The following is a 21,778-nucleotide window of genomic DNA, read 5'->3' on the forward strand; positions in this document are numbered from 1 at the left end:
TTCAACCGGCTACGGCGGCCATCAGCGTATCGGCAGCGGCCTCGACACGGTCCGACGTCCCGAACAGCCGTGCCGCAATCAGCCCACTCTGCAGCGAGCCGAACACCACTTGCGCCAGCCGCGCCGGCGGCACCGGGAATGGCGTGCTGCGGTGTGGCTGTGCGCGCTCCAGCAGCCCGGCAAGCCATTGCTCGTTCAGCAGATAAAAGCCCTGCAGCATCTTGTGCACGGTCTCAGGCAGGCACAGCGTCTCGGTGGACAGCATGCCGCACAGGCAGATCTGGTCCGAGCCGCAGCTGGCGCGGAATGGCGCCAGGTAGATGGCGGCCTGCTCGGTGACCGGCAGCTTGGTGTCGATGGCATTGATGCGCTCGGCCAGGCGGGCGCTGTATTCCTTCACCGCTTCCTGGACCAGGTCTTCCTTGGTCGGAAAGTAATAGTGGATGCTGGAGGTCTTCACGCCCACCAGCTCCGCCAGGTCGCGGTAGCTGAAGCCGTTGAAGCCGCGCCGGCGGATCAGGATCAGGGTGTGCTCGAGCAACTGCTCGCGTACGGATTGAGTCTTCATGCGATCAGTTTATCTACGCGAAGATAGACGCTCAAGTTGAAATGCCCCGAGGCTGGGGTAATTCCCTAGCCTTGGGGCACTGTGCACTACATGGACTTTAGCCAGGCAGGACCTGCGCGGCGAAGGTGATCATCGAGCCACTCGTCACGCAGAGTACCAGCCATCCGCCAAGCAGCAAGAGGCTGTCACGCAAACTCATGATGGACTCCATCGGACAGCGGCCCCGGGCCGCCATCGTAAGTGGTGGGCCGCCGGCCAGTGCCGGCAGCAATCAGGCCAGGGCGCCGTCGGTATAGGGGTCAGCCTTGCCGACGCGCGCGCCGTCCGTGTACGGATCGAAGCTGCGAGCCGGCTCGGACGAGACGCCGCTGCGGTCCAGGCCAGCCACGGTGCGGAAGCTGTCCGTGTACGGGTCGGTCTTGCCAACACGCGCGCCCTCGCTGAACGGGTCGAACTTGCCACTGCGCGCGCCTTCCGTGAACGGGTCGAACTTGCCGGTGCGGGCACCGTCGGTAAAGGCGTCGGCGCTGCCGACGCGATAGCTGTAGCCGTACTTGTCGCCGGCGTTGTCCTGCACGCTGGCGGCTTGCGCCACACCGCTCACGAGCGCGGCGGCAAGGGTGGCGGCGGTGATCAGGGTCTTGGTGGTCTTGGTCATGATGGGCTCCTGGGGTGCGATGGTTCGGATCGCGTCAATTCGATATCAGTGGCTATTCGGGGGTCGCCTTTCAGGCTCGCATCTACTAGTAGATAGATTTCCGGGCCTGAAAAAATGACCGTCTAGGTCATGCCATGGAATCGCCACATCTTGGTGCCTTTCGCTGTCGCCGGACAGTGCAGCGGTGCCATGGACTCAATGCTATCTACTGGTAGGTAGATAGTCAAGGGAAAAGATATCTATCGGAGCGATAGGGGTGATATCCGGCAATCGGAAGCGCATTCAAATGAACCGTTCTTCACTCGCCGCCCACTGCCTGCTAGCCTGAAGAGAATCCTTTCGCGGCGCCATCCATGAGCCTTGACCCCAGCCACCCTCCTCGCCCCGTCCGTCACCGCTGGTTGGCCGCGGCCGCCGGCATGGCCGTGGCGGCCGGTGTGGCGCGGCATCTGCTGTTTCGTGCGCTGGAACGCAAAGCGTTTGTCACGCCGAAGGATGAGACAAGCAACGCCGGCATCCCTGACAATTCCACCCCGACGGTGCGCCACGCCACCTTCGCCAGCGGGGACCGCACCCTGCACGCGGCCTTCATGCCGGTGGCAAACGCCGAAGCACCGGCACTGATGGTGTGCCACGGCGACAACGAATGCGTGCCGGACTGGGCGCCGGTGCAGGCCATGCTGGCCGATGCGGGGATCGCTTCCTACGTGTTCGATTACAGCGGCTATGGGCGCAGCACCGGGCGGCCAAGCGTGCGCCGGCTGCGGCAGGATGCACTGGCTGCCTACGGGCAGTTCATCGCCGCCACCCCGCACTCGAAACGGCGCGTGGTGCTGGGACATTCGCTGGGCTCGGGCATCCTGCTTGACGTGGCGCGGCGTTTCGCTCCGCAGCCGGATGGCTATGTCATTGCCGCAGGATTCAGCTCGGCGCGGCTGGCCGCGGTGCAAACCGGCCGTATCCCCGCATGGGCCGCGTGGCTGCTGCCGGATCCGTGGAACAACGCGGCGCGCGCAAGCAAGCTGGAACGGCCGCTGCTGGTCGTGCACAGCCGTGACGACGTGGTCATCGTGCCGCCCCACGCTGAACGCGTTGCAAGCGCTGCCAGGCATCTTCATGCGCTGGTCATGCACGATGCCATGCCGCACGATGCGGCCATACTGCCCGAGCATATCGACACGTTCTGGCCGCCGATCCTGCGCTTCATGCACGCACAGGCGGCCAGCGCGGAAGCGCCGTCGCAGCAAGCGCGCGATGCCGGCAGCATCATGGCCGATTAATCTAACGTAGAGTCCGGCAAGCGGCAATCATCCTTGTGGGCGAGGCGCCACGGCCAAGTGCCCGAGGGACGCATTATCGATTTCTTGTCTATATTTGTCCTCATGGCGAAAGCACGCAAACTCGCTGTTGACAGCACTGGAGGTACTGCCATGCGTTGGCTTGCAAACTTGTTCAGTCCACCGACCCCGGAAAAAATCGCCGAAAGGGAACTGCAAGACATGAGGCTGACGCTATTCCAGGCCGAACGGCGCTTGCTCGAGGCACAGATGCAGGTGGCCTACTACCGCGACATGGTGGCGTTCCTCGAGGATGTCGCGGCCAAGGGCGTGGAAGACGTGGTCGACAAGCGCCGCGCCACGCCGCCGGCCATGCCCGAATTGCCGGCACGCACGCCCGGCCTGACCACGGTGCCAATCGTTCCGTCGGCGGCCTGACGCGGGCCCATGCCGGGGCAGCATGCGGCAAAGGCAGGCCCGGACCTGTGCGATACTCGCGCTGCCTGACGCCCACATGGCGCAGACAGACCCTCCACAGGAACCGGCCCCATGAGCGAACTGCTGCCCGCGATCGAAATTGAAACCGCGCCCAATCCCGTCTGCGCCGTCATCTGGATGCACGGACTGGGCGCCGATGGCAGTGACTTCGCCCCGGTGGTACCGGAATTGCGGCTGCCGGCCTCGCCCGGCATACGCTTTATCTTTCCGCATGCCCCGGCGATCCCGGTGACCTGCAATGGTGGCTATGTCATGCCGGCCTGGTATGACATCGTTTCCCTCGACCAGGCAGGCCGCCGCGCCGACGAGGCCGGCATCCGCGCTTCCTGCGATGCCATTCGCGCCCTGATCGCACGAGAGAATGCGCGCGGCATCCCGAGCGCGCGCATCGTGCTGGCAGGCTTTTCGCAAGGCGGTGCCATTGCCTACACGACGGGACTGACCCACGCCGAGCCGCTGGCCGGTATCGTCGCGCTATCCACGTACATGCCCGCACCGTCGACGCTCGCTGCCGAAGCCAGCGCGGCCAACGCGGCTACGCCGGTGTTCGCCGCCCATGGCACCCAGGACGAAGTGGTGCCGTTGGCCCTCGGCGTGGCCGCTCGTGATTTTGTGCAGGCGCGGCCGAATTCGGTGACGTGGCACACCTATCCGATGGGGCATTCGGTCTGCCTGGAAGAGATTGCCGACCTCGGCGCCTGGCTGGCTTCGCGCTTGGCGCAGGCCGGCACCGCGTCCGCCTGACCCCCTTCGTCAAGACCACGGCCGGCCAGCTGCGCCGGCCCGCACCAAGCCGCAAGCATGACCCTCGCCCCACCCCGCCGGATCGATTTCAATACCCGCAAGGCGCTGCTGTTCGCGCTGGCCGCGGAACGCCTGTCGGCCTACTACGAACACCGCAAGTGGATGACCGACGCCCAGGGCGCCACGCTGGCCGGCGAATGGCTGTCGCGCTCGAAACTGCAACTGCCGCTGTCAGAGCGGCGCCTGCTGTCTGAATTGAGCGACCAGTTTGCGCGGCAACTCGCCGAGACCCTGTCGCGCGAAGCCGGCCTCTACGCCGCGCACGAAATGATGGAAGCGCTAGACCCGAACTACCAGTCTGCGTTCGCCTACGACATGCTCGAGGAATGCGAGCGGCTGCTGCACGAGCACGGCGTAACGGAATAAGGGCGGCCGGCGGGCAGCTGCACGCCAGCTGCGTTTGCAAAGGTTGACAATCGCCCGGCGCACGCGCGCTTAAACTGCGCGCACTGATGACGCCCCACTGTCCGCCACCATGGAACGCAAGCACTGCCTGGCCTGGATTGCGCTGAGCATGATCACAGCAGCCTTGCTGACGCTGCTGTGCCTGATCCTGAACGACCACGCCGAAACGCAGGCCCAGAAGCGGGTCGAGCAAATGGCCGTCCGCGTCAAGCCGCAAGGCGCTGGCCTGCTCCAGGCAAATACCCCCGCGCCATCGTCGCAACGACTCCAGTCGGCCCAGCACGCCGAGCGGCTGCAGCAGGCCAGCGCCCGCTGAGCCAGGGCAGGCGCGCCCGCGCCCGCAACTTCAGAACGACGACCAGGTAGTTAAGAAGGATTGCGATGCGGGCCGGAGCGCGGGCTCGAGTGTAGACGCGCGCCCTTCCGGCAACTGCAAAGAATTGACAACGCATTGGTCCGCGCCGGCATGCCGCCCGGGCCGGATCATGCCGCCTGTGCGGGCCATGGCAGCCCTGCCAGCGCGGCCAGTGCCTGGTAAGACGTGGCCAGGTGATAGGGGGAGGTCGAGGGCATCTCCGCGCGCACCACGTCGCTGGTCGGCGCCAGGCACTCATGCCACCCCTGCGCAGACAAGAAACGGCTGCGGAACTGCGCGGCCCAGTCTGCCAGCACGGCCAGCGACTGTGCCGAGCCATCCAGCGCCAGCGCTCGCGCGAATTCGGTCTGTGCCCAGATGCGCTCGGTGCCGTCGATGCGTGCGCCGCCTGCATCCAGCGCCGCGCAGACACCCAGCGTGCCCGCTGCCACGCCATGCTGCTGCGCGAAGGCAAAGGCCCGGCGCAGGTCGTCCGACAGCGGCAGATCGCCAAACAACGCCGGGCGGCTCGCCACCAGCGAAAACCATTCGAACTGGTGCCCGGGCTCGATGCGGTTGTCCGCGCTGCCTTGCGGCAGCTCCGCCACGCAGCCGCTGGCGGGATCGACAAAGCGCTCATGCACCGCCATCGCGATCTCGCGCAGGCGTTCCGCGTACCACTCGTCACCAGTGGCATCCAGCGCGGCCAGGTAGGCCTCGGTGAGGTGCATGATGGGGTTCTGCAGCACGCCGGCGCCCTTGGCCCGGAACTGTTCGGTCAGCGCGGCGTGGTACAGGCCCTGTCCGTCAGCGAAGCGGTCCTCGACGATATCGACGGTTTCATCGAGCACCTCCAGGGCATCCGCGTTGCCGCCGCGCGCGTAGTAGACGGCGCAGGCAAAGATCACGAAGGCATGGGTGTAGAGGTCGCGCGTGCTGTCGAGCGGCGCGCCGGCAGGATCGACGCTGTAGAGCCATGCGCCCTCGCCACTGCCGAAGTAGGCCTGCAGCGAGCCGAACAGCGTATCGGCGTGCGCCTGGTGGCCGGCCAGCGAGAACACGTACAACTGGCGCGCACAGGCCATGGCGCGATAGCGCGACGGCGGCAGCGGCGCGGCGCTGCCGCCGTCGAGCGCCTCATAGGGCAGCAACAGGTCGGGATTCCAGCCGGAGGCGGTCCACAGCGGCAGCACCACGGCATCGTAGTGCGCCGTCAGGGCGGCGATCCGTTGGTTGAACTCGGGCGAAAGAGGCATGTTCAGGCGACAAGATCCAGCGCGGCGACTGCCGCAAAGGCCGTATCTTGCCACGGCGCGTCCGAAATCCCCCATGGCATTTGCGGCGCGCTGTTGCTAGCATCAATGCGCCTACCTGCGAACGGGAGACACCCATGTCGACTTTGCCTCTCACGCTGACCGATGACCACCGCACCCTGCTGCTCCATGTCCTGGAGGCCGCACCGGGCCAGTTCACCTGGCGCATCGTCATGGAGGAACGCTGCGGCGCCGCCGACGAGGACTGCACGGTGGCGGCACCGGACACCTACAGGTCTTATGCGGAGGCCGAAGCCGCATGCTGGGCCGCCGGCAACGGCATCCTGAACGGCCCGCGCGCCGCAGGCGAATTGCGCGTCACCTGAACCGGCAAAAAACAGCGCGATTCACTTGCACTACGCGCCGCGTAACCTAGTCTGAAAGCGTGGCAGTGGCAACGCGGGCGATGCATTGCCCGCGCTTCTTCATTCCGGCCACGTCCCGGGCAAGCGCTGCTGCCCGGTGCGCTTTTCTGCCACCTGCCTGCCATCTTCCTGGCCTCTACTGACCTGGTCGCCATGCCGCCCCAAGAAATGGGTACGGTGCCAAGGCCGCAGGAGCATGCAATGGACAAGCCGGTCGTCACGCCTCAGCGCTTCGTTGAACTGATGAACGAACGCCTCACCAAGCACCCCCTGTTCCGCGAGGGCATGCGGGTCTATGCCATTCCGCAGCACAGCGACCATCCGCGCAGCCTGGTCTGCGTGGGACCGCGCGGCACCGAATGCGTATGCGCCACCATCGAGAGCATCGTGCGCGGCGAATGCGAGGTGTTCCCCGACATCGGGCCGGACTGGCACCAGCCGCCCAGAATGGGAACGCCGCCCGAGGTGCGGGCGCGCTGAACGGACGCGGCGCCGGCATGGCGCCGCTTGCATCTCAGACGTCGATCGCCGATCCTGACTTCACCTTGCGGCGCAGTTCGAATTTCTGGATCTTGCCGGTGGAGGTCTTGGGCAAGGGGCCGAAGTAGACCGCCTTGGGCACCTTGAACCCCGCCAGCAGCGTGCGGCAATGCGCAATCAGTTCCTCCGCGCTGACGCTGGCCCCGTCCTTCAGTTCGACAAAGGCGCACGGCGTCTCGCCCCACTTGGCATCGGGCTGCGCCACCACCGCAGCGGCGAGCACGGCAGGATGCCGGTAGAGCGCGTCTTCCACTTCCACGCTCGAGATGTTCTCGCCGCCGGAAATGATGATGTCCTTGCTGCGGTCCTTGATCTTGATATAGCCGTCGGGCATGCACACGCCCAGGTCGCCGGTATGGAACCAGCCGCCGGCGAAGGCTTCGCGCGTGGCCTTCTCGTTCTTGAGGTAGCCCTTCATGCAGATGTTGCCGCGGAACATGATCTCGCCGATGGTCTCGCCATCGGCCGGCACCGGCTGCATGGAATCGGGATCGAGCACCGCGACCTGCGACTGCAGGTGATAGCGCACGCCCTGGCGCGCCTTCTTGACCGCACGGTCCTGCTCGGACAGGGTGCTCCAGTCGTCCTGCTCGGCGCAGACCGCGGCCGGGCCGTAGACCTCGGTCAGGCCGTAGACGTGGGTCAGCTCGAATCCCATCGCCTCCATCTGCGCCAGCACCGCGGCGGGCGGCGGCGCGCCGGCCACCATGCCGCGCACCGGTCCGCGCACGCCCTCGCGCCATGCAGGCGGTGCGTTGACCAGCGCGGTATGCACGATCGGCGCGGCGCAGTAGTGAGTCACGCCCTCTTCGCGCATCAGGTCGAACACCAGCTTGGGCTCGAACTTGCGCAGGCACACATTGACGCCCGCGCGCGCCGCCACCGTCCACGGGAAGCACCACCCGTTGCAGTGGAACATCGGCAGTGTCCACAGGTAGACCGGGTGCTTGGGCAGGTCCCATTCCAGGATATTGGACACGGCATTGATGGCTGCGCCGCGGTGATGGTAGACCACGCCCTTGGGATCGCCGGTGGTGCCTGAGGTGTAGTTCAGCGCGATCGCATCCCACTCGTCGGCGGGCATTTGCCAGACGTACGCCGGATCGCCGCCGGCGAGGAAGGCTTCGTAGTCGGTATCGCCGAACGGTGCTTCCTGCGGACCGAGCACGTCATGCACGGCAATGACCTTCAGGCCGGGGAGCTCCTGCGCCATCTGCTTCGCGACGTCGGCGAACTCGGTATCGGCCAGCAGCACGCGCGCTTCGCCATGGCGCAGCATGAAGAGCAGGTTGGCGGCGTCAAGGCGGATATTCAGCGCATTGAGCACGGCACCGGCCATCGGCACGCCGAAATGCGCTTCCACCATGGCCGGCGTATTGGGCAGCAGCGCGGCCACGGTATCGCCCTTGCCGATGCCGGCGCGTGCCAGCGCGCTGGCCAGGCGCCGCGCGCGCGCACAGGTGTCGCGCCAGTTCTGGCGCAGCGGTCCATGCACGATGGCCAGGCGGTCGCCGTACACCTCGGCGGCGCGGACCAGGAAATCAATGGGCGTAAGCGGCACGAAATTGGCCGCGTTGCGGGCCAGGCCGCTGTCGAAATCGGTGGGCATTGCTTGTGTCTCCGCCTTATCGGGGTCATCCCGGGTCATTCGGGGCGCTGTCATTGGGGCGCCTTGCGGCGCTGTCACTTTTTCTGGCACAAGGCTATCATCGCACACGCCGGCGCACTGTCGTCGAGACGACAAACCTGCCGCAAACCCGCGCCAGGCAAGGCTTACACGATTCTTACAGGATGCGGCGCGGCGCGCCCCGTCCATGTCATGAGCGCCCCCCCAGACCCCACTTCCGTCCCCACCCCGGCCCCGGTCGCGGTCCTTGCCGGCCATGCCTGGTTCAGCGCGCTCGCCCCTGCGCACCAGGCCCTTGCCGAGCGCGAAACCCTGCTGCAGTCCTTTGCCGCGGGCAGTTTCATCGCGCGGCGCGGGCAGCCTTCGCGCCACTGGATCGGCGTGGACCGCGGCCTGATCAAGCTCGCCGTGTACACGCCCGACGGCCGCGGCTGCACCTTCTCGGGCGTGCCCGCCGGCGGCTGGTGCGGCGAAGGCAGCGTGATCAAGCGCGAAGACCGCCGCTATGACGTGATCGCGATCCGCGACGCGCAGGTGCTGCTGGTGCCTGAGCCGGTGTTCAACACACTGCTGGCCCAGAGCCTGCCGTTCGCCAGCTTTGTCGTGCGTCAGCTCAACGAGCGCATGGGCCAGTTCATCGCCACCGTGCAGAACGACCGGCTGCTGGGGGCCGATGCGCGCGTGGCGCAAGCGATCGCCCAACTGTTCCATCCGGACCTGTATCCGCGCACCAGCCCGGTACTGGAACTGTCGCAGGAAGAGATCGGCCTGCTCACCGGGCTCTCGCGCCAGCGCGTCAACCAGGCGCTGCGCCGCCTGGCCGATGCGGGCATGGTGCACTTGTCGTACCAAAGCATCCGCGTGACCGACCTGCCACGGCTGCGCCACTTCGGGATGTCGGACCTGTAACGCCGCAGGCGCCGGCGGCTGCGCTGGCTTCGAACGCGAGGTCCGCGGCCTTGCGCTGGCCACCGAATCCTGCGACAGTTACCCGCCGCAACGCCGCCAGCTTCCGGGTCGTCCTCCGCATGCCGCTTGTCAGCCGTCACCACGTCCGCTTTGCCCGCCTGCGCTTTCCCTTTGCCGTCCATGTGCAAGCCCTGCACGGTACGGCCAGCCTGCGCGACGCCAACGCGCGACGCGAAGTGCGGCCCGGCGACCCGTTCGTGGTGCACGCCTTCGCCCACTTTGACTGCGACCTGCCGGGAACCTGGCAGCAACCCTGCGCCATCGTCCTGACCGCCGTACCCGACAGCGAATGCCCGCGCCTGGCGGGCAAGCCCGCCGACCGCCCCTGGTCGCGCCAGTTTGCCGGGCTGGTCTTTTCCCGCCCCGAGACCGATTGGAACGCCGAGCGCCTGGCAGCGCAATGGCAAGTGCCGGCACGCATGGTCCGCGCCCGGCTTTTTGCCGAAGGCGAGGCGTTGCATCCGCTGCTGCGCGAGCAACGTGCCGCCCTGGCGCTGCATGCGCTGGCCAGCGCCGGCGGCCCGGTGCCCGCGCTGGACCAGCTGGCCGCACAGGCGGGCCTGCGGTCCGCCAGCGCCCTGGCACGCGGGTGGCACGACTGGTTCGGGATCGATGCCGTACGGCTGCTCGAAGATTGCCGCGCCGGTGGCCGGGCACTTGCATCGCGGCCAACGTGGCCGGGGCTCGCCCAGGCGGCAGCCTGACCCCTTTCTTCCCTTGGCGGCAAGCCACCCGCCACGCCTCGTGCACTTTGTCAATCACCTCAACGCGGGTTGGGCAGGTTGAGGCATTTCACGCAGAATCGCGCCCGCAGGGTGGGTCAGCCGCCCTGTGGGCGGGGTCCGGCATGAGCCAGTGTTCCATGTCGCAGCGCCCTGCCATAACAAGAACCACAAAAAACAATACAGGGATGAAAACAAAACGTCTGTTTTTGACGGGTCTGGCGGCGGCCGTACTGACCGCCTGCGGAGGCGGTGGCGGAGACTCGACGCCCACCAAGGCGCCCGCCACCACGAAGATCAGCGGCACCGCGGCCGTGGGTGCCGCGTTGGGCGGTGCCACCGTCCAGGCCAAATGCGCGGCGGGCGGCGGCACGGCCACAACCGCCGCGGACGGTACCTTCACGCTCAGCATCGAAAGCGCCACGCGTCCGTGCGTGCTCAGCGTCAAGACGCCTGACGGCACCACGCTGCATTCGGTGGTCGAGGCCGGCACCGGCACCACGGCCGTGGCCAATATCACCCCGCTGACCGAACTGGTGACCGCCTCGCTGGCGCAGGGCACCACCACGGCCTTCTTCGATCAGTTCGACGCCAGCGCGCAGGCCAAGCTGACTTCCAACGGCCTGGCCAGCGCCACGGAGGCGGTGCGACTGGTGCTGACTGGCGTGGTCGACCTGACCAGCGTCGACCCGCTCAAGGATCCGCTGGTGGCCGCCAATGGCGCCAACGCCGGCAATGCGCAGGACAAGCTGCTGGACCAGCTGGGCGATCGCCTGGAGGCCAGCCAGACCACCCTGAACGAGTTGTCTTCGGCAGTTGCCTCCAATGCCGGCGCTACCGCGATCCAGACTGCGCTGCAACCGGCAGCGGCTAGCTGCGCGGGGCTCAAGGCCGGCAAATACCGTGTGATCGAATTGGGCACCGCGGCCGCCGAAGCAGGCGACTTCGATGCTGCCGCGCTGAAGCTACAGATCGGCACTGAGTCAATCCCCTTCACCGCCAGCACGGCCGAGGCGTGCCGCTTCACCGTGCCGGGAGCAGGCAACACCACGGATACCGCACTGGTTTCAAAGTCCGGGGTAACCTTGATCGTGCCGACCGCGGGCACCCTGCCCCAGCTGCCAACCCTGCTGATGCCGGCACAAGAAATCCCGCTGGCTGACCTGGCAGGCAACTGGAACGGCCTGGGCATGGAACGTGGCGACAGCGCTTCGGCATACATGCCGCGCCGGGTAACCTTCAGCATCGACGCGGCGGGCAAGGTAACCGCCGGCAAGGACTGCTTCGGCGTCGACACCTGCGAAGCCTGGCTACCCAATGAACTGCCGACGATCAGCACCAACGCCGACGGCAGCTTCAAGATCGCCGACAGCTTCGGCTCGCAATCCGCCTACGGGTTCAAGGGGACCGACGGGCAGGTGATGGTCGTCATCACGCACGCAGACGGCTTCATGATTGCCGCCAAGCAGATTGCTCGCGCGCTGCCGGTGGTGGGGACGACGGGCTCGTACTGGGATTCGGTGTTCTACTCCGGCGTGAAACTCTTCCTGAACGGTCCATCGGTGTGGACTACCACTACGCAGTCGATTGATGCTCAGGCCGGCACTTACACCCGCAAGCGCTTGGAAGACAGCCGCCTGGACACCTGGAAGCAGAACGTGCCGGCGAATGGCCTTCGCTATCGTGCCGGCGGCACTCCCAATATTCCGGAGATGATTTCGATGGTCCCCGGCAATACCGGACTGACCTTCGGCATCGCCGTAAACGGGTCCTATTACGATATTTCGGTCGGCCGCCCGTAATCTCATCGAGCTTTGTCCGGGCACCTTGTGCCCGGACCACAGCAAGCCGGCACCGTCCATGCGGTGCCGGCTTTTTTTTGCCATGCCAACCCCGCTCCAGTGTGCACGCAAAAAAATACCCACAGCCGGGTGGTAGTGGGTAACTGAAAGTGGTGCGGGCACGTCGCGGAACTGCCCGCAACTCACATCTTGGCATTGCCTTTGCCCGTGGCCAATAATCTTTCCGGACTAGTCACGCCCCAAAACGGTTGCATGGACAAGCGCCGGGGATTCTTGTCCAATGTTTTGCCCGTCCCACCACCCCTTGCCCCATGCCCGACGCCCGCCTGCTGCTGATCGACGACCATACCCTGTTCCGCACCGGACTGCGCCTGGTGCTGGCCGACAGTCCCAGCGTGGCGCATATCATCGAGGCAGGTTCGGTCATGCAGGCGGTGCAGGACCATCGCGGCGCGGCGGTCGACATCGTGCTGCTCGATATCCAGATGCCAGGCCTGAACGGCATCGAGGGCGTCAAGGTGTTGCGCCGGCATTTTCCGGCGGCGCGCATCGTGATCGTCTCGGGCACTTCGGGGCTGGAAGCCATCCCGGCCGAGGTCCGGCGCGAGATTGCGGGCTTTTTGCCGAAGTCCGCCGACGCGCGCGAGATCGAGGAAGCCATTGCGTGCTGCCTGGCCGGAGGCTCGCATTTTTCCGGCGAGGCGGATGCCGGGGCACCGGCCCAGGCGTCCTACGCGGCCAGCACGCTCACGCCGCGCCAGCTGGAGGTGCTGCATCAACTGACGTTGGGCCGCTCGAACAAGGTCATTGCCTACCATATGGGCCTGTCGGAAAACACCGTGCGCGTCCATGTCGCGGCCATCCTTGATCATCTGGGCGTGGTCAGCCGCGTGGAAGCCATCCTCGAAGCCCAGCGACGCGGCCTGGTGCAGGCGGCGCGATGACAGCGCAGACAACAGACCCGGCCGCTGCGGCACGCCCGCGGCTGCGCTGGCTCCCCCGCTACGATGCGCCGCGGCTGCTCGCCGCGCAGATGAGCCTGATCGACCAGAGCTTCGGCATCGCGATGGTGGGCTGCTCGCTGGCGGCGATTATCCTGGCCGCGGGCCTGATGCTGAGCGGCGATCGTCCCGGCGCCCTGCCCTGGGCTTGCGCGATGGTGGTGGCTTGCGCGATTGCGTACTTCGGGCGCCTGCGGCTGCCCGGCAGGCTGACCGAAGCGGGGGCGGCGCGCTATGCGCACGGCATGACCGCCACGCTCGCGCTGATCGGGGCCCTGTGGGGCCTGGTCGCGTGGCTATACCTGGATGTGCGCATGCCGGCGGTGGTGATCTGCATCCTGTCGCTGATCGCGGGCATGAGCGCGGCCGCGCTCGCGGTGTTCTCGGCATGCCTGCCGGTGGCGATCGCTTTCTTCCTGCCGGCGATCGTGCCGGTCTGGGTGGTGTTCCTCGCCACCGGCGATGTCGAATACCTGCCGATGTTCCTCGGCACGCCGCTGTACCTCTGCGTGCTGCTGGTCTTTGCGCGCAACTATGCGCGCGTAGCGCGGCAGTCGATTGCATTGCGCTTCGAGAACGTGGAACTGATCTCGCAGTTGCGCGAGCAGACCGCCCGCGCCGAGGCCGCGCAGCACGCGGCCGAAGACGCCAGCCGGGCCAAGTCGGTGTTTCTGGCGTCGGCCAGCCATGACCTGCGCCAGCCGCTGCATGCGATGGGACTGTTCCTGGTATCGCTCGGCCGCACCGGGCTGGATGAACGCCAGCGCCAGTTGCTGGCGCATATCGAAGCCTCTTCGGGCGCGGCGCGCGAGATGCTGAACTCGCTGCTCGACTTTTCCAAGCTGGAAGCCGGTGTGGTCACGCCCCGCGCGCGCCCGTTCCGCCTGCAGCCACTGCTGCGCAAGCTGGAAAACGAATTCGCGCCGCAGGCCGAGGCACGCGGGCTGGTGTACCGCACGCGCGATACCACCGTTACGCTCCATGGCGACCCAACGCTGGTCGAACTGGTGCTGCGCAACCTGATCGCCAACGCCATCCGCTATACGCAGCGGGGGGGCGTGCTGGTGGCCTGTCGCCAGCGCGGCGCGCGTGCGGCCATCGAAGTCTGGGACACCGGCATCGGCATCCCCGCGGCGCAGCACCGCGACATCTTTCGCGAGTTTCACCAACTGGGCAATCCGGAGCGCGACCAGCGCAAGGGGCTTGGACTGGGGCTGGCCATTGTCGACGGCCTTGCCCATACGATGCAGACGCGCGTGACGCTGGTCTCTCGCCCCGGGCGTGGCTCAGTGTTCCGCTTCCACATGCCGCAAGCCTGGGACGCGCCGGAAGACACCCCGCGCCCGCTGGCAGCGCACTCGCTCGATGGACTGCGGGTCCTGGTGATCGATGATGACGAGGCCATCCGCGGCGCCATGTCCGAACTGCTGTCGGCATGGCGCTGCGAGTGCCGCACGGCTGAATCCGAAGAGGAAGCCCTGGCGGCGCTGGCCGCGTTCACGCCGGGGCTGGTGCTGGCGGATTACCGCCTGCGCGGACACCGCACCGGCCAGCAGGCGCTGGATGCGATCCGGCAACAGTTGGGCCGACATGTGCCGGCCATCATCATCACTGGGGACACCGCCGCGGACCGCCTGCGCACCGCGCATGCGACCGGCACCGCACTGCTGCACAAGCCCGTGGTGCCGCAAGAGTTGCAGGCGGCCATCGACACCCTGCTGCGCGAGGCCGCGACGCAGGGCAAAGGCGCTCCGGACCGCCAGGCGGCGGTGGCGAAATGAACCGCGCCCGGTCACACCGGGCCGGGACTGTCAGCCGCCCGAATGCAGCGGCGACAGCGAATAGGCCAGCACCAGTCCCGCCACGATCGCCGGGGATCCCAGGCGGATCGCCGTGCTGCGGGAGAGCACGCCGAGATAGACATACAAACACACCAGCACCATCGCAGTCACATACAGCAGGCTGTCATAGACTTGCATGGACGTCTCCCTTGCCATTGTTCTTATTGCTTTACTTCGGTGGGCTGACGACGGGGCGAATGCGTGGGGTGTTGCGGAACTGCGTGGGGGCGCTCCGTCGCCAGCATGCTATGGCTGTCTCTTGAAAGGATAGTCACCACTTCGGCGGAGCGTGGCAATCATGGAAATCCCTTTGCGGCGCTGCACCAGTCGCGGTGCAGCCTCCATGGCCATGTCTTGATACATTGGCCGCGGCCCAAGCCGCGCGGCGCAGCGGACAGTCTCAATCCGCGGGCAGCATCTCGGGGTTCCAGGCGATTTCCCACAGATGCCCGTCGGGATCGTGGAAATAGCCGGCGTAGCCGCCCCAGAACGTGTCCTGCGCCGGCTTGACCACGCTGGCGCCCGCGGCCAGCGCCTGCGCCATCACCGCATCCACCTCCGCCTTGTCGCTGACGTTGTGGGCCAGCGAAAAATCGGTCTGCGCGCGCGGGGTCACTTGCAGCCCGGCGTCATGCGCCAGGCTGGCGCGCGGCCACACCGCCAGCTTCAGGCCGGCCTGCAGGTCGAAGAAAGCCACCGCGCCGTGCTCGAACTGCTCGCCCACAATGCCCGCGGTAGGCAGGCCTAAGCCGTCGCGATAAAAGCGCACCGCACGCGGCAGGTCATCGACACCCAGCGTGATCAACGTAATCCGTGGCTTCATGGCAGTACCTCCTTGTCGCTCACTTGTCGACCAGGCAGCCTAGCGCTGCCCGAAGGCCGCGCCGTCGAACAGGTCCTTCAGTTCGCGTGGCTGCGACCGCCAGTATTGCTTGGGCGCCTGCACGCTGGCACCCAGCCGCGCCGCCGCATGCCACGGCCAGCGCGGGTCGTACAGCATGGCCCGGGCCAGCGACACCGCGTCGGCCTCGTGGTTGGCGATGATGGCCTCGGCCTGCTCAGGCTCCGTAATCAGGCCTACCGCGATGGTTGGCAATCCCACTTCGGCCTTCACGCGCTGCGCGTAGGGTACCTGGTAGCCCGGTCCCAGCTTGATGGCCTGCTGCGGCGACACGCCGCCGGTCGTCACATGGATCGCCGCGCAGCCGCGCGCCTTCAGCGCCTTCGATAGCGCCACCGTTCCTTCGATATCCCATCCGCCCGGCACCCAGTCCGTTGCCGAGATGCGCATCCACACCGGCCGCTGCGCCGGGAACGCCTCGCGCACCGCATCGAACACCTCGATCGGGAAGCGCATGCGGTTCTCCAGGCTGCCGCCGTATTCGTCGTCGCGATGGTTGGCCAGCGGTGACAGGAACTGGTGCAGCAGGTAGCCGTGCGCGGCATGGATCTCGATCCCGTCGAGCCCCAGCCGCGCCGCGCGCTTTGCCGCGGCGACGAAGTCATCGCGCACCTTGTCCATGCCGGCACGATCGAGCGCGACGGGCGCGACTTCTGTCGCGCCATGCGGCACCGCCGAAGGCGCCACCGTATGCCAGCCACCGGGCGCATCCGGCGCAATCTGCTGCCCGCCATCCCAGGGCGCCTGGCTCGACGCCTTGCGGCCGGCGTGCCCGAGCTGGATCGCAATGGCGATCGGCGAATGCGCGCGCATCGCGCGGATCACGCGGCCCATTGCCGCCTCGTTATCGTCGGAATACAAGCCCAGGTCTTGCGGCGTGATGCGCCCCTCCGCGGAGACCGCCGTGGCCTCGACGATCAGCATGCCCGCGCCCGACAGCGCCAGCGAACCCAGGTGGATCATGTGCCAGTCGCCGGCATTGCCGTCCTGCGCGGAATACTGGCACATCGGCGCGATGGTGATGCGATTGGCGATTGTGAGATTGCCGATGGCTAGCGGCTCGAACAAATGGCTCATGCGTAATGCTCCTTGCAAGAAATCTTGCTGCCCATTGGGGCACGAACTCCGGATTCTAGGCCGATGCCGGATTTGCTGCCGGCCGCCGCTCAGCGCCTCGTGCGGCGCTCCGCAAGCGATCCCACAGCCAGGGCCAGCGCCACCGCCACCGCGCCACAGCCGAAGATCAGTGCGTAGTTCTCGTGCGAATGCGCAAACATCCATGCATAGCCATAGCCCGCCAGCGCCTGGAACAGTGCAAAGGCACTGGTGGCATGGCTCCACGCCGCACGCTGCGCCGCCGGATCATGCGGCAGCAGTTCCTGGATTCTGCCCAGTCCCAGCGGCGCAATGCCTGGCGTAAACGCGCCAAGCACCACCGCGGCCACGCCGAGCGCCACCGGATGGCCGGACAGCGCCAGCACCGCCGTGGCCAGTCCCTGCAACAGCAGCGCGCCCCGGTACGTGGCTCCAAAGCCGAGCCGGTCCCCGGCAAGGCCGCATGCCATCGGCCCCGCAATCGCGCCGATGCCATACAGCACCCAGTAAGACGCCCCCACACTGCTGCCACGGCCCAGGCCGCGCGCGACCAGATCGACCAACAGCATCATCGCCGGCACCAGCCCGATGGCATTGATGGCGTACTGGGCGTACAGCACGCGCAACCTGCGGCGCGTGGCGGGCGCGATCGACATTGACGGGTTCGGCGTCGTGCCCGTGCTGCCCGCGGACTGCGGCAACTGTCCTGGCCAGCCGAACCAGCTCAATGCCGTCAATACCAGCGCCAGCGCCCCCAATCCCAACCACGTTTCACGCAAGCCGAACTGCAGCAGGCGCGGCACCAGCGTGCCGGATGCGGCAATGCCCAGGCCAAGGCCCACAAAGATCGTGCCCATCGCCAAGCCGCGGCGCGGCGCGGGGATATGCGGCAGGATCGACGTCGCCACCAGCACCATGATCCCGCCGCCTGCCACGCCCGAAATAAAGCGCCACGCAAAGAACCACGCCACCGACAACGGCCACGCGCAAGCAAAGAACGCCACCGTGGCCGCCAGCATCAGCCCGCGCAGTACCGTCCGGTTCGACCAGACCGACACCAGCGGTCGCCCCAGCAAGGCACCGGCGAGATAGCCGGCGAAATTGGCTGCGCCCAGTGCCACCGTTTGCGCCGCGGGAAACCAGTGCGCCTGGATCAGCGGCGGCACCAGCGCGGTATAGGCAAAGCGCGCAAGACCGATCGCCACCAGGCTGGCGCAAAGACCGGAGAAAGCCGCGTAGAGGTCGCGCAGACTTAGCGGTGCCGCGGCAATGGCACATGGCCGCGGCGCAGAGAGAGGTCGGGACATCGTGTTCTCCAGTGTCCGCTTGTCTTGCAGCAGGCAAGACGGGGCCATCGGCCCCAGAGACATGGGGCCGAAAAAAGAATGCAGCTCACCCGCACGTGGCCCGGGCCGCGTGCATGGCGTCTACGGATGAAAAGTCAGGGAAAGGGGCTGGAAAAGATCAGCCGGAGTCAGAGGTCAATGGCGGCAATCCCAGCAACGCCAGCATCGGCCGCACCCCGCCCTCCAGCAGTTCGCGCTGCGGCGCGACGCGCGCCAGCACGCGCACGCCAAGCAGAACGGCAAGCAATTGCGCCGAAACGTCGTCTGCCGACAGGGCGTTATCCACTTCTCCCGCTTGCTGCGCAGCGGAGAACTGGCGCCGGAAGAAATCGCGGATCTCCGCGAAGGCGCTCGCCACGGTCTGTTGCAGGTCAGTGGCGTCGGGCGTGACCTCCAGCGCCGTGTTCACCAGCAGGCAACCACGGTGCAGCGGATCGGCCAGGGACCGCTCGATACTCTCGGAGAAATAAGCGGTGATGGACCCTGCGGGAGGTAACGTCGCCTCCAGCCGTGCCATGCGCTCCCGCACCGTACCGTCGAGATAGCCATCCAGCGCTGAAAGGAACAGCGATCGCTTGTCGCCGAACGCGTTGTACAGGCTCGGCTGGGTCATGCCCATTGCCGTGGTCAGGTCGCGGGTAGATGTGGCTTCATAGCCGCGCGCCCAAAAGGCGTCCAGGGCGGCGGTGAGGGCTGCCTGTTCGTTGAATTTGCGGGGGCGGGCCATGGTTGATGGTTTTGTATCGATCGGTATGGAATGGGATTATAGATCGATCGATACAAAACACAAGAACTTTGCCGGGTAGGCTTCTCGCTCCGCCCGCTATTGCACGCCCACCAATTCCGGCATCGGCGGCGTCGTCGGCCGCAACCGAATGCTCTTGAGCAAGGCATCCAGCCGTGGCCGGGCCTGCTCATAGGGTGGCGCATCCGTCGTCAGCCTGGGGTAGGCAGCACGCGCTGCAGACTCCATCGTCACCTCGATGGTCGGCAAGATCTGCGAGCCCGCCCATCCGGCATATCCCGTGTACACGTGATAGCCCTCCCGCAGCGGCTGGCCTGGACGCTTAGCTTCCACTACGATGCCGCCCTGCTCCGAGGTCAATGCACCGATCTTCGCAGGACGAGGACCCAAACGTTGCTTCACCGTAGTGTCCTCAGGCAGTTGGCTCAGGATGCCGGTCGCCGAGCGGCCTGTTGCATTCAAGATCGTGGTTTCCGATGCACCACCGCCGGGAATCGAGGCAACACTAAGCGTGTAGATCACGGCGGGCTGTCGGCAAAGCGGAAGGAGGTGGAGATCTTGTTGCCATAGGTGCCGTCGTCACGCAGGAAGGCATAGGGTAGGCAGAAGCCTGGGTCCTTGGGGATTTCGTAGAGGTCGCGGGGTTGGAGTTGGCTGATCAGTTTGCGCAGGGCGTTCTCTGCGACTTGCCATTGAGCTTCGGTCGGCTCTTCGAACTGCGGAATGTCTGCTCTGAGCATCGACTCAAAAGCGACCAAATGATTGCCCAAAATGATAGCGCCCCGTAGGTATGAAACGCCGCCGCGACGCTGATCATGGCGAAACGCCATGCTATGGGGACGGCCAAGATCCATCGCTTTTCGGTAATGGTCTGCCTTGAGATCGGCGATGCGCTTCTCAGACTTGGCAATATCCTCTTCGACACTTGCTATCGTATCAGGATCCACATGGTTCGCTCGAAAACGCTCATTCCGCTCTTTCTTTTCCTTTAGTAATCGCTGCAGATTGTCCAATAAAGCAGTATTCCGGCGACTTCTATAGGAAAACACCTCCTCGCGCAACTCAAGTGAAACTGGGCCATACACTGCGAACGTGGTGCGTAGTTCTTTGGTTTCGATCTCGATGTACCCCTTTTGCCGGTGCCGTCATTAAAATGCTGGGAAAGTCCCTCGAAGGCTCCCATATCACTGGTCTCAGCTGGAATAGCCCATTCCAATGACATCTTTTCCGGCACATCGATGCTTAGCCGCCCGAAGCACTCTATATGGGTACCCACCGGCGTGACATGACTTGTGGCCATGGCCTTCAATCGATCTTCACGACTTGGGGTCAGTACCTCGACACGATTGCCGAAACGATCAGTACCCATCGTGGTCTTGGGTTCGTGCGCCTGTCCACCTTGCCCGCACGCGGCCGTCGTTATGGCGGCCAGATACACGAGGCCGAAATGCCATGCGCGCTTGGGCCTCGATGCTGGATCCATTGCCATTTCTGGAATTCGCCACTTGGTCACCACACTATTGGATGCCCACCAATTCCGGCATCGGCGGCGTCGTCGGCCGCAGCCGAATGCTCTTGAGCAAGGCATCCAGCCGTGGGCGGGCCTGCTCATAGGGCGGTGCATCCATCGTCAGCTTGGGGTAGGCAGCACGCGCTGCAGACTCCATCGTCACCTCGATGGTCGGCAAGATCTGCGAGCCCGCCCAACCGGCATATCCCGTGTACACGTGATAGCCCTCCCGCGGCGGCTGGCCTGGACGCTTGGCTTCCACTACGATGCCGCCCTGCTCCGAGCTCAATGCACCGATCTTGGCAGGTCGGGGACCCAAACGCTGCTTCACCGTCGTGTTCTCAGGCAGTTGGCTCAGGATGCCGGTTGCCGAGCGGCCAGTTGCATTCAGGATCGTGGTTTCCGATGCACCACCGCCGGGAATCGAGGCAACACTGAGCGTGTAGATCACGGCCGGGCTGTCGGCAAAGCGGAAGGAGGTGGAGATCTTGTTGCCATAAGTGCCGTCGTCACGCAGGAAGGCATAGGGCAGGCAGAAGCCTCGGTCCTTGGGGATCTCGTAGAGGTCGCGGGGTTGGAGTTGGCTAATTAGCTGGCGTAGGGCATTCTCGGCGACTTGCCATTGATTCTCGGTTGGTTCAGCATAGTTCTCAATACCTCTGAGCATTGACTGGAATGCTACAATGTGTTCACGCAATACGACCGCACCGTGCATGTATGGCTCGGCGGCGTTAAGCTCGGCACGAAACGCCAAACTGTTGGCACGTCCAAGGTCAATCAATTTTCGGTATTGATCTGCTTTAAGATCCGCAATGCTTTTTTTTGTCGCTGCGATCTCAGCGCCGAGATTAGCCATCGTATTAGGGCCAGGAGGATTTGGCCGAAAGCGCTCCTCCCTTTCTTGCAATACCTTAAGAGAGCGCCCCAGGTTACGCAGCAGCGCTTCATTATTATCGGCCCTGTATGAAAAAAAACTCTGGCGCAACTCCTCTGTAATAGGGCCGTATACTGCGAACTGAGTTAGCAATTCCTTGGTCTCGACCTCAATATTTCCGCGACCTGTTCCATCATTGAAACGTTGAGACAAACTTTCGAACGTGCCATCGCTGGCCTTTGAGGGGATAGCCCAGTAAAAAGTCGACTTACTTGGTGTGTCAAAAATTTGTCGACCAAAACACTCTGTATGGCTACCGTCCGGCGTCGAATAGCCGGGTATAGTAGCCTGTAGGCGATCTTGTCGGCTGGGATTCGGTATCTCTACACGATTACCGAAACGATCAGTACCCATCGTGGTCTTGGGTTCGTGCACCTGTTCGCTTTGCCCGCACGCAGCCATGGTCATGGCCGCCAGGCCTACCAGGCCGAAATGCCATGCGCGCTTCGGCCTCGATGCTGGATCCCTTGCCAGGTCAGGAATTCGCAACTTGGTCACCACA

The 21,778-nt window shown here is 65.4% G+C and carries 24 protein-coding genes; 12 read left to right on the forward strand and 12 right to left on the reverse strand.

Features of this window, described 5'->3' with window-relative positions:
* Position 1: 1 nt before the first annotated feature.
* A complete protein-coding gene (locus tag ACOCMH_RS09720) occupies positions 2–568 on the reverse strand; it encodes a TetR/AcrR family transcriptional regulator (protein ID WP_427306780.1) in 567 nt (188 codons plus the stop codon).
* Positions 569–839: 271 nt separating this feature from the next.
* Positions 840–1,226, reverse strand: coding sequence for a hypothetical protein (locus ACOCMH_RS09725; protein ID WP_427306781.1), 387 nt, complete (start codon positions 1,224–1,226; stop codon positions 840–842).
* A gap of 353 nt (positions 1,227–1,579) precedes the next feature.
* On the opposite strand from ACOCMH_RS09725, the gene ACOCMH_RS09730 reads away from it, so the two are divergent.
* The 5 genes from ACOCMH_RS09730 to ACOCMH_RS09750 all read left to right on the forward strand — a co-directional run bounded on the left by ACOCMH_RS09730 (position 1,580) and on the right by ACOCMH_RS09750 (position 4,526).
* The gene (locus ACOCMH_RS09730) at positions 1,580–2,506 is read left to right on the forward strand and encodes an alpha/beta hydrolase (RefSeq protein WP_427306782.1); all 927 of its coding nucleotides are present in this window, start codon (positions 1,580–1,582) and stop codon (positions 2,504–2,506) included.
* A 150-nt stretch (positions 2,507–2,656) separates the two neighbouring features.
* Positions 2,657–2,941 carry a hypothetical protein gene (locus ACOCMH_RS09735; RefSeq protein WP_010812500.1) on the forward strand — a complete coding sequence of 95 codons (285 nt, stop codon included), beginning with the start codon at positions 2,657–2,659 and terminating at the stop codon, positions 2,939–2,941.
* Positions 2,942–3,052: 111 nt separating this feature from the next.
* Complete coding sequence (locus ACOCMH_RS09740) at positions 3,053–3,745, forward strand: alpha/beta hydrolase (RefSeq protein ID WP_427306783.1); 693 nt, start codon at positions 3,053–3,055, stop codon at positions 3,743–3,745.
* Positions 3,746–3,802: 57 nt separating this feature from the next.
* A complete protein-coding gene (locus tag ACOCMH_RS09745) occupies positions 3,803–4,171 on the forward strand; it encodes a hypothetical protein (protein ID WP_062803234.1) in 369 nt (122 codons plus the stop codon).
* 109 nt (positions 4,172–4,280) lie between these two features.
* The gene (locus tag ACOCMH_RS09750) at positions 4,281–4,526 is read left to right on the forward strand and encodes a hypothetical protein (RefSeq protein ID WP_427306784.1); all 246 of its coding nucleotides are present in this window, start codon (positions 4,281–4,283) and stop codon (positions 4,524–4,526) included.
* Between the two features lie 167 nt (positions 4,527–4,693).
* Here the strand turns inward: ACOCMH_RS09750 and ACOCMH_RS09755 are convergent, their stop codons facing one another.
* Positions 4,694–5,821 carry an AGE family epimerase/isomerase gene (locus tag ACOCMH_RS09755; RefSeq protein ID WP_427306785.1) on the reverse strand — a complete coding sequence of 376 codons (1,128 nt, stop codon included), beginning with the start codon at positions 5,819–5,821 and terminating at the stop codon, positions 4,694–4,696.
* 134 nt (positions 5,822–5,955) lie between these two features.
* Here ACOCMH_RS09755 and ACOCMH_RS09760 point away from each other — a divergent pair, with 134 nt between their 5' ends.
* Together ACOCMH_RS09760 and ACOCMH_RS09765 are read left to right on the forward strand one after the other, a co-directional pair.
* On the forward strand, positions 5,956–6,204 hold the full coding sequence (locus ACOCMH_RS09760; RefSeq protein ID WP_427306786.1) for a hypothetical protein: 249 nt from the start codon (positions 5,956–5,958) through the stop codon (positions 6,202–6,204).
* Positions 6,205–6,444: 240 nt separating this feature from the next.
* Positions 6,445–6,723 (forward strand): hypothetical protein, encoded by a 279-nt coding sequence (locus tag ACOCMH_RS09765; RefSeq protein WP_427306787.1) that lies wholly within the window; start codon positions 6,445–6,447, stop codon positions 6,721–6,723.
* 34 nt (positions 6,724–6,757) lie between these two features.
* Here the strand turns inward: ACOCMH_RS09765 and ACOCMH_RS09770 are convergent, their stop codons facing one another.
* Positions 6,758–8,392 carry an acyl-CoA synthetase gene (locus ACOCMH_RS09770; protein WP_427306788.1) on the reverse strand — a complete coding sequence of 545 codons (1,635 nt, stop codon included), beginning with the start codon at positions 8,390–8,392 and terminating at the stop codon, positions 6,758–6,760.
* Positions 8,393–8,602: 210 nt separating this feature from the next.
* Here ACOCMH_RS09770 and ACOCMH_RS09775 point away from each other — a divergent pair, with 210 nt between their 5' ends.
* The 5 genes from ACOCMH_RS09775 (at position 8,603) to ACOCMH_RS09795 (ending at position 14,685) form a co-directional block, all read left to right on the forward strand.
* Positions 8,603–9,319, forward strand: coding sequence for a Crp/Fnr family transcriptional regulator (locus tag ACOCMH_RS09775; protein ID WP_427306789.1), 717 nt, complete (start codon positions 8,603–8,605; stop codon positions 9,317–9,319).
* 119 nt (positions 9,320–9,438) lie between these two features.
* Entirely contained in the window at positions 9,439–10,083 is a 645-nt protein-coding gene (locus tag ACOCMH_RS09780; protein WP_427306790.1) for an AraC family transcriptional regulator, read from the forward strand.
* Positions 10,084–10,289: 206 nt separating this feature from the next.
* Complete coding sequence (locus ACOCMH_RS09785; protein ID WP_427308417.1) at positions 10,290–11,903, forward strand: hypothetical protein; 1,614 nt, start codon at positions 10,290–10,292, stop codon at positions 11,901–11,903.
* 311 nt (positions 11,904–12,214) lie between these two features.
* On the forward strand, positions 12,215–12,847 hold the full coding sequence (locus ACOCMH_RS09790) for a response regulator (RefSeq protein WP_427306791.1): 633 nt from the start codon (positions 12,215–12,217) through the stop codon (positions 12,845–12,847).
* A complete protein-coding gene (locus tag ACOCMH_RS09795; RefSeq protein WP_427306792.1) occupies positions 12,844–14,685 on the forward strand; it encodes an ATP-binding response regulator in 1,842 nt (613 codons plus the stop codon). Before ACOCMH_RS09790 ends, ACOCMH_RS09795 begins: the two co-directional genes overlap by 4 nt.
* Positions 14,686–14,715: 30 nt before the next feature.
* Here ACOCMH_RS09795 and ACOCMH_RS09800 read toward each other — a convergent pair whose 3' ends face one another.
* The 8 genes from ACOCMH_RS09800 to ACOCMH_RS09835 form a co-directional block, all read right to left on the reverse strand.
* Positions 14,716–14,883 (reverse strand): hypothetical protein, encoded by a 168-nt coding sequence (locus tag ACOCMH_RS09800; protein WP_010812488.1) that lies wholly within the window; start codon positions 14,881–14,883, stop codon positions 14,716–14,718.
* A gap of 262 nt (positions 14,884–15,145) precedes the next feature.
* Positions 15,146–15,568: a VOC family protein gene (locus tag ACOCMH_RS09805; RefSeq protein ID WP_427306793.1), complete on the reverse strand. Its 423-nt coding sequence runs from the start codon at positions 15,566–15,568 to the stop codon at positions 15,146–15,148.
* Between the two features lie 39 nt (positions 15,569–15,607).
* Entirely contained in the window at positions 15,608–16,723 is a 1,116-nt protein-coding gene (locus ACOCMH_RS09810; RefSeq protein WP_427306794.1) for an NADH:flavin oxidoreductase/NADH oxidase, read from the reverse strand.
* A gap of 89 nt (positions 16,724–16,812) precedes the next feature.
* Positions 16,813–18,048, reverse strand: a complete 1,236-nt coding sequence (locus ACOCMH_RS09815) for a YbfB/YjiJ family MFS transporter (RefSeq protein ID WP_427306795.1) — start codon at positions 18,046–18,048, stop codon at positions 16,813–16,815.
* A gap of 157 nt (positions 18,049–18,205) precedes the next feature.
* The gene (locus ACOCMH_RS09820) at positions 18,206–18,814 is read right to left on the reverse strand and encodes a TetR/AcrR family transcriptional regulator (protein WP_427306796.1); all 609 of its coding nucleotides are present in this window, start codon (positions 18,812–18,814) and stop codon (positions 18,206–18,208) included.
* Between the two features lie 96 nt (positions 18,815–18,910).
* A complete protein-coding gene (locus ACOCMH_RS09825; RefSeq protein WP_427306797.1) occupies positions 18,911–19,354 on the reverse strand; it encodes a hypothetical protein in 444 nt (147 codons plus the stop codon).
* Positions 19,351–19,845: a hypothetical protein gene (locus ACOCMH_RS09830; protein WP_427306798.1), complete on the reverse strand. Its 495-nt coding sequence runs from the start codon at positions 19,843–19,845 to the stop codon at positions 19,351–19,353. The genes ACOCMH_RS09825 and ACOCMH_RS09830 overlap by 4 nt, the downstream gene beginning before the upstream one ends.
* Positions 19,846–20,349: 504 nt before the next feature.
* Positions 20,350–21,774, reverse strand: coding sequence for a T6SS immunity protein Tli4 family protein (locus tag ACOCMH_RS09835; protein WP_427306799.1), 1,425 nt, complete (start codon positions 21,772–21,774; stop codon positions 20,350–20,352).
* Between the last annotated feature and the right edge of the window lie 4 nt (positions 21,775–21,778).

The sequence above is a fragment of the Cupriavidus sp. H39 genome (assembly GCF_050271075.1).
Lineage (GTDB): Bacteria > Pseudomonadota > Gammaproteobacteria > Burkholderiales > Burkholderiaceae > Cupriavidus > Cupriavidus necator_B.

Coding starts and splice junctions, on each gene's coding strand:
- ACOCMH_RS09720 (WP_427306780.1), bottom strand. CDS start 568: ATGAAGACTCAATCCGTACGCGAGCAGTTGCTCGAGCACACCCTGATC.
- ACOCMH_RS09725 (WP_427306781.1), bottom strand. CDS start 1,226: ATGACCAAGACCACCAAGACCCTGATCACCGCCGCCACCCTTGCCGCC.
- ACOCMH_RS09730 (WP_427306782.1), top strand. CDS start 1,580: ATGAGCCTTGACCCCAGCCACCCTCCTCGCCCCGTCCGTCACCGCTGG.
- ACOCMH_RS09735 (WP_010812500.1), top strand. CDS start 2,657: ATGCGTTGGCTTGCAAACTTGTTCAGTCCACCGACCCCGGAAAAAATC.
- ACOCMH_RS09740 (WP_427306783.1), top strand. CDS start 3,053: ATGAGCGAACTGCTGCCCGCGATCGAAATTGAAACCGCGCCCAATCCC.
- ACOCMH_RS09745 (WP_062803234.1), top strand. CDS start 3,803: ATGACCCTCGCCCCACCCCGCCGGATCGATTTCAATACCCGCAAGGCG.
- ACOCMH_RS09750 (WP_427306784.1), top strand. CDS start 4,281: ATGGAACGCAAGCACTGCCTGGCCTGGATTGCGCTGAGCATGATCACA.
- ACOCMH_RS09755 (WP_427306785.1), bottom strand. CDS start 5,821: ATGCCTCTTTCGCCCGAGTTCAACCAACGGATCGCCGCCCTGACGGCG.
- ACOCMH_RS09760 (WP_427306786.1), top strand. CDS start 5,956: ATGTCGACTTTGCCTCTCACGCTGACCGATGACCACCGCACCCTGCTG.
- ACOCMH_RS09765 (WP_427306787.1), top strand. CDS start 6,445: ATGGACAAGCCGGTCGTCACGCCTCAGCGCTTCGTTGAACTGATGAAC.
- ACOCMH_RS09770 (WP_427306788.1), bottom strand. CDS start 8,392: ATGCCCACCGATTTCGACAGCGGCCTGGCCCGCAACGCGGCCAATTTC.
- ACOCMH_RS09775 (WP_427306789.1), top strand. CDS start 8,603: ATGAGCGCCCCCCCAGACCCCACTTCCGTCCCCACCCCGGCCCCGGTC.
- ACOCMH_RS09780 (WP_427306790.1), top strand. CDS start 9,439: ATGCCGCTTGTCAGCCGTCACCACGTCCGCTTTGCCCGCCTGCGCTTT.
- ACOCMH_RS09785 (WP_427308417.1), top strand. CDS start 10,290: ATGAAAACAAAACGTCTGTTTTTGACGGGTCTGGCGGCGGCCGTACTG.
- ACOCMH_RS09790 (WP_427306791.1), top strand. CDS start 12,215: ATGCCCGACGCCCGCCTGCTGCTGATCGACGACCATACCCTGTTCCGC.
- ACOCMH_RS09795 (WP_427306792.1), top strand. CDS start 12,844: ATGACAGCGCAGACAACAGACCCGGCCGCTGCGGCACGCCCGCGGCTG.
- ACOCMH_RS09800 (WP_010812488.1), bottom strand. CDS start 14,883: ATGCAAGTCTATGACAGCCTGCTGTATGTGACTGCGATGGTGCTGGTG.
- ACOCMH_RS09805 (WP_427306793.1), bottom strand. CDS start 15,568: ATGAAGCCACGGATTACGTTGATCACGCTGGGTGTCGATGACCTGCCG.
- ACOCMH_RS09810 (WP_427306794.1), bottom strand. CDS start 16,723: ATGAGCCATTTGTTCGAGCCGCTAGCCATCGGCAATCTCACAATCGCC.
- ACOCMH_RS09815 (WP_427306795.1), bottom strand. CDS start 18,048: ATGTCCCGACCTCTCTCTGCGCCGCGGCCATGTGCCATTGCCGCGGCA.
- ACOCMH_RS09820 (WP_427306796.1), bottom strand. CDS start 18,814: ATGGCCCGCCCCCGCAAATTCAACGAACAGGCAGCCCTCACCGCCGCC.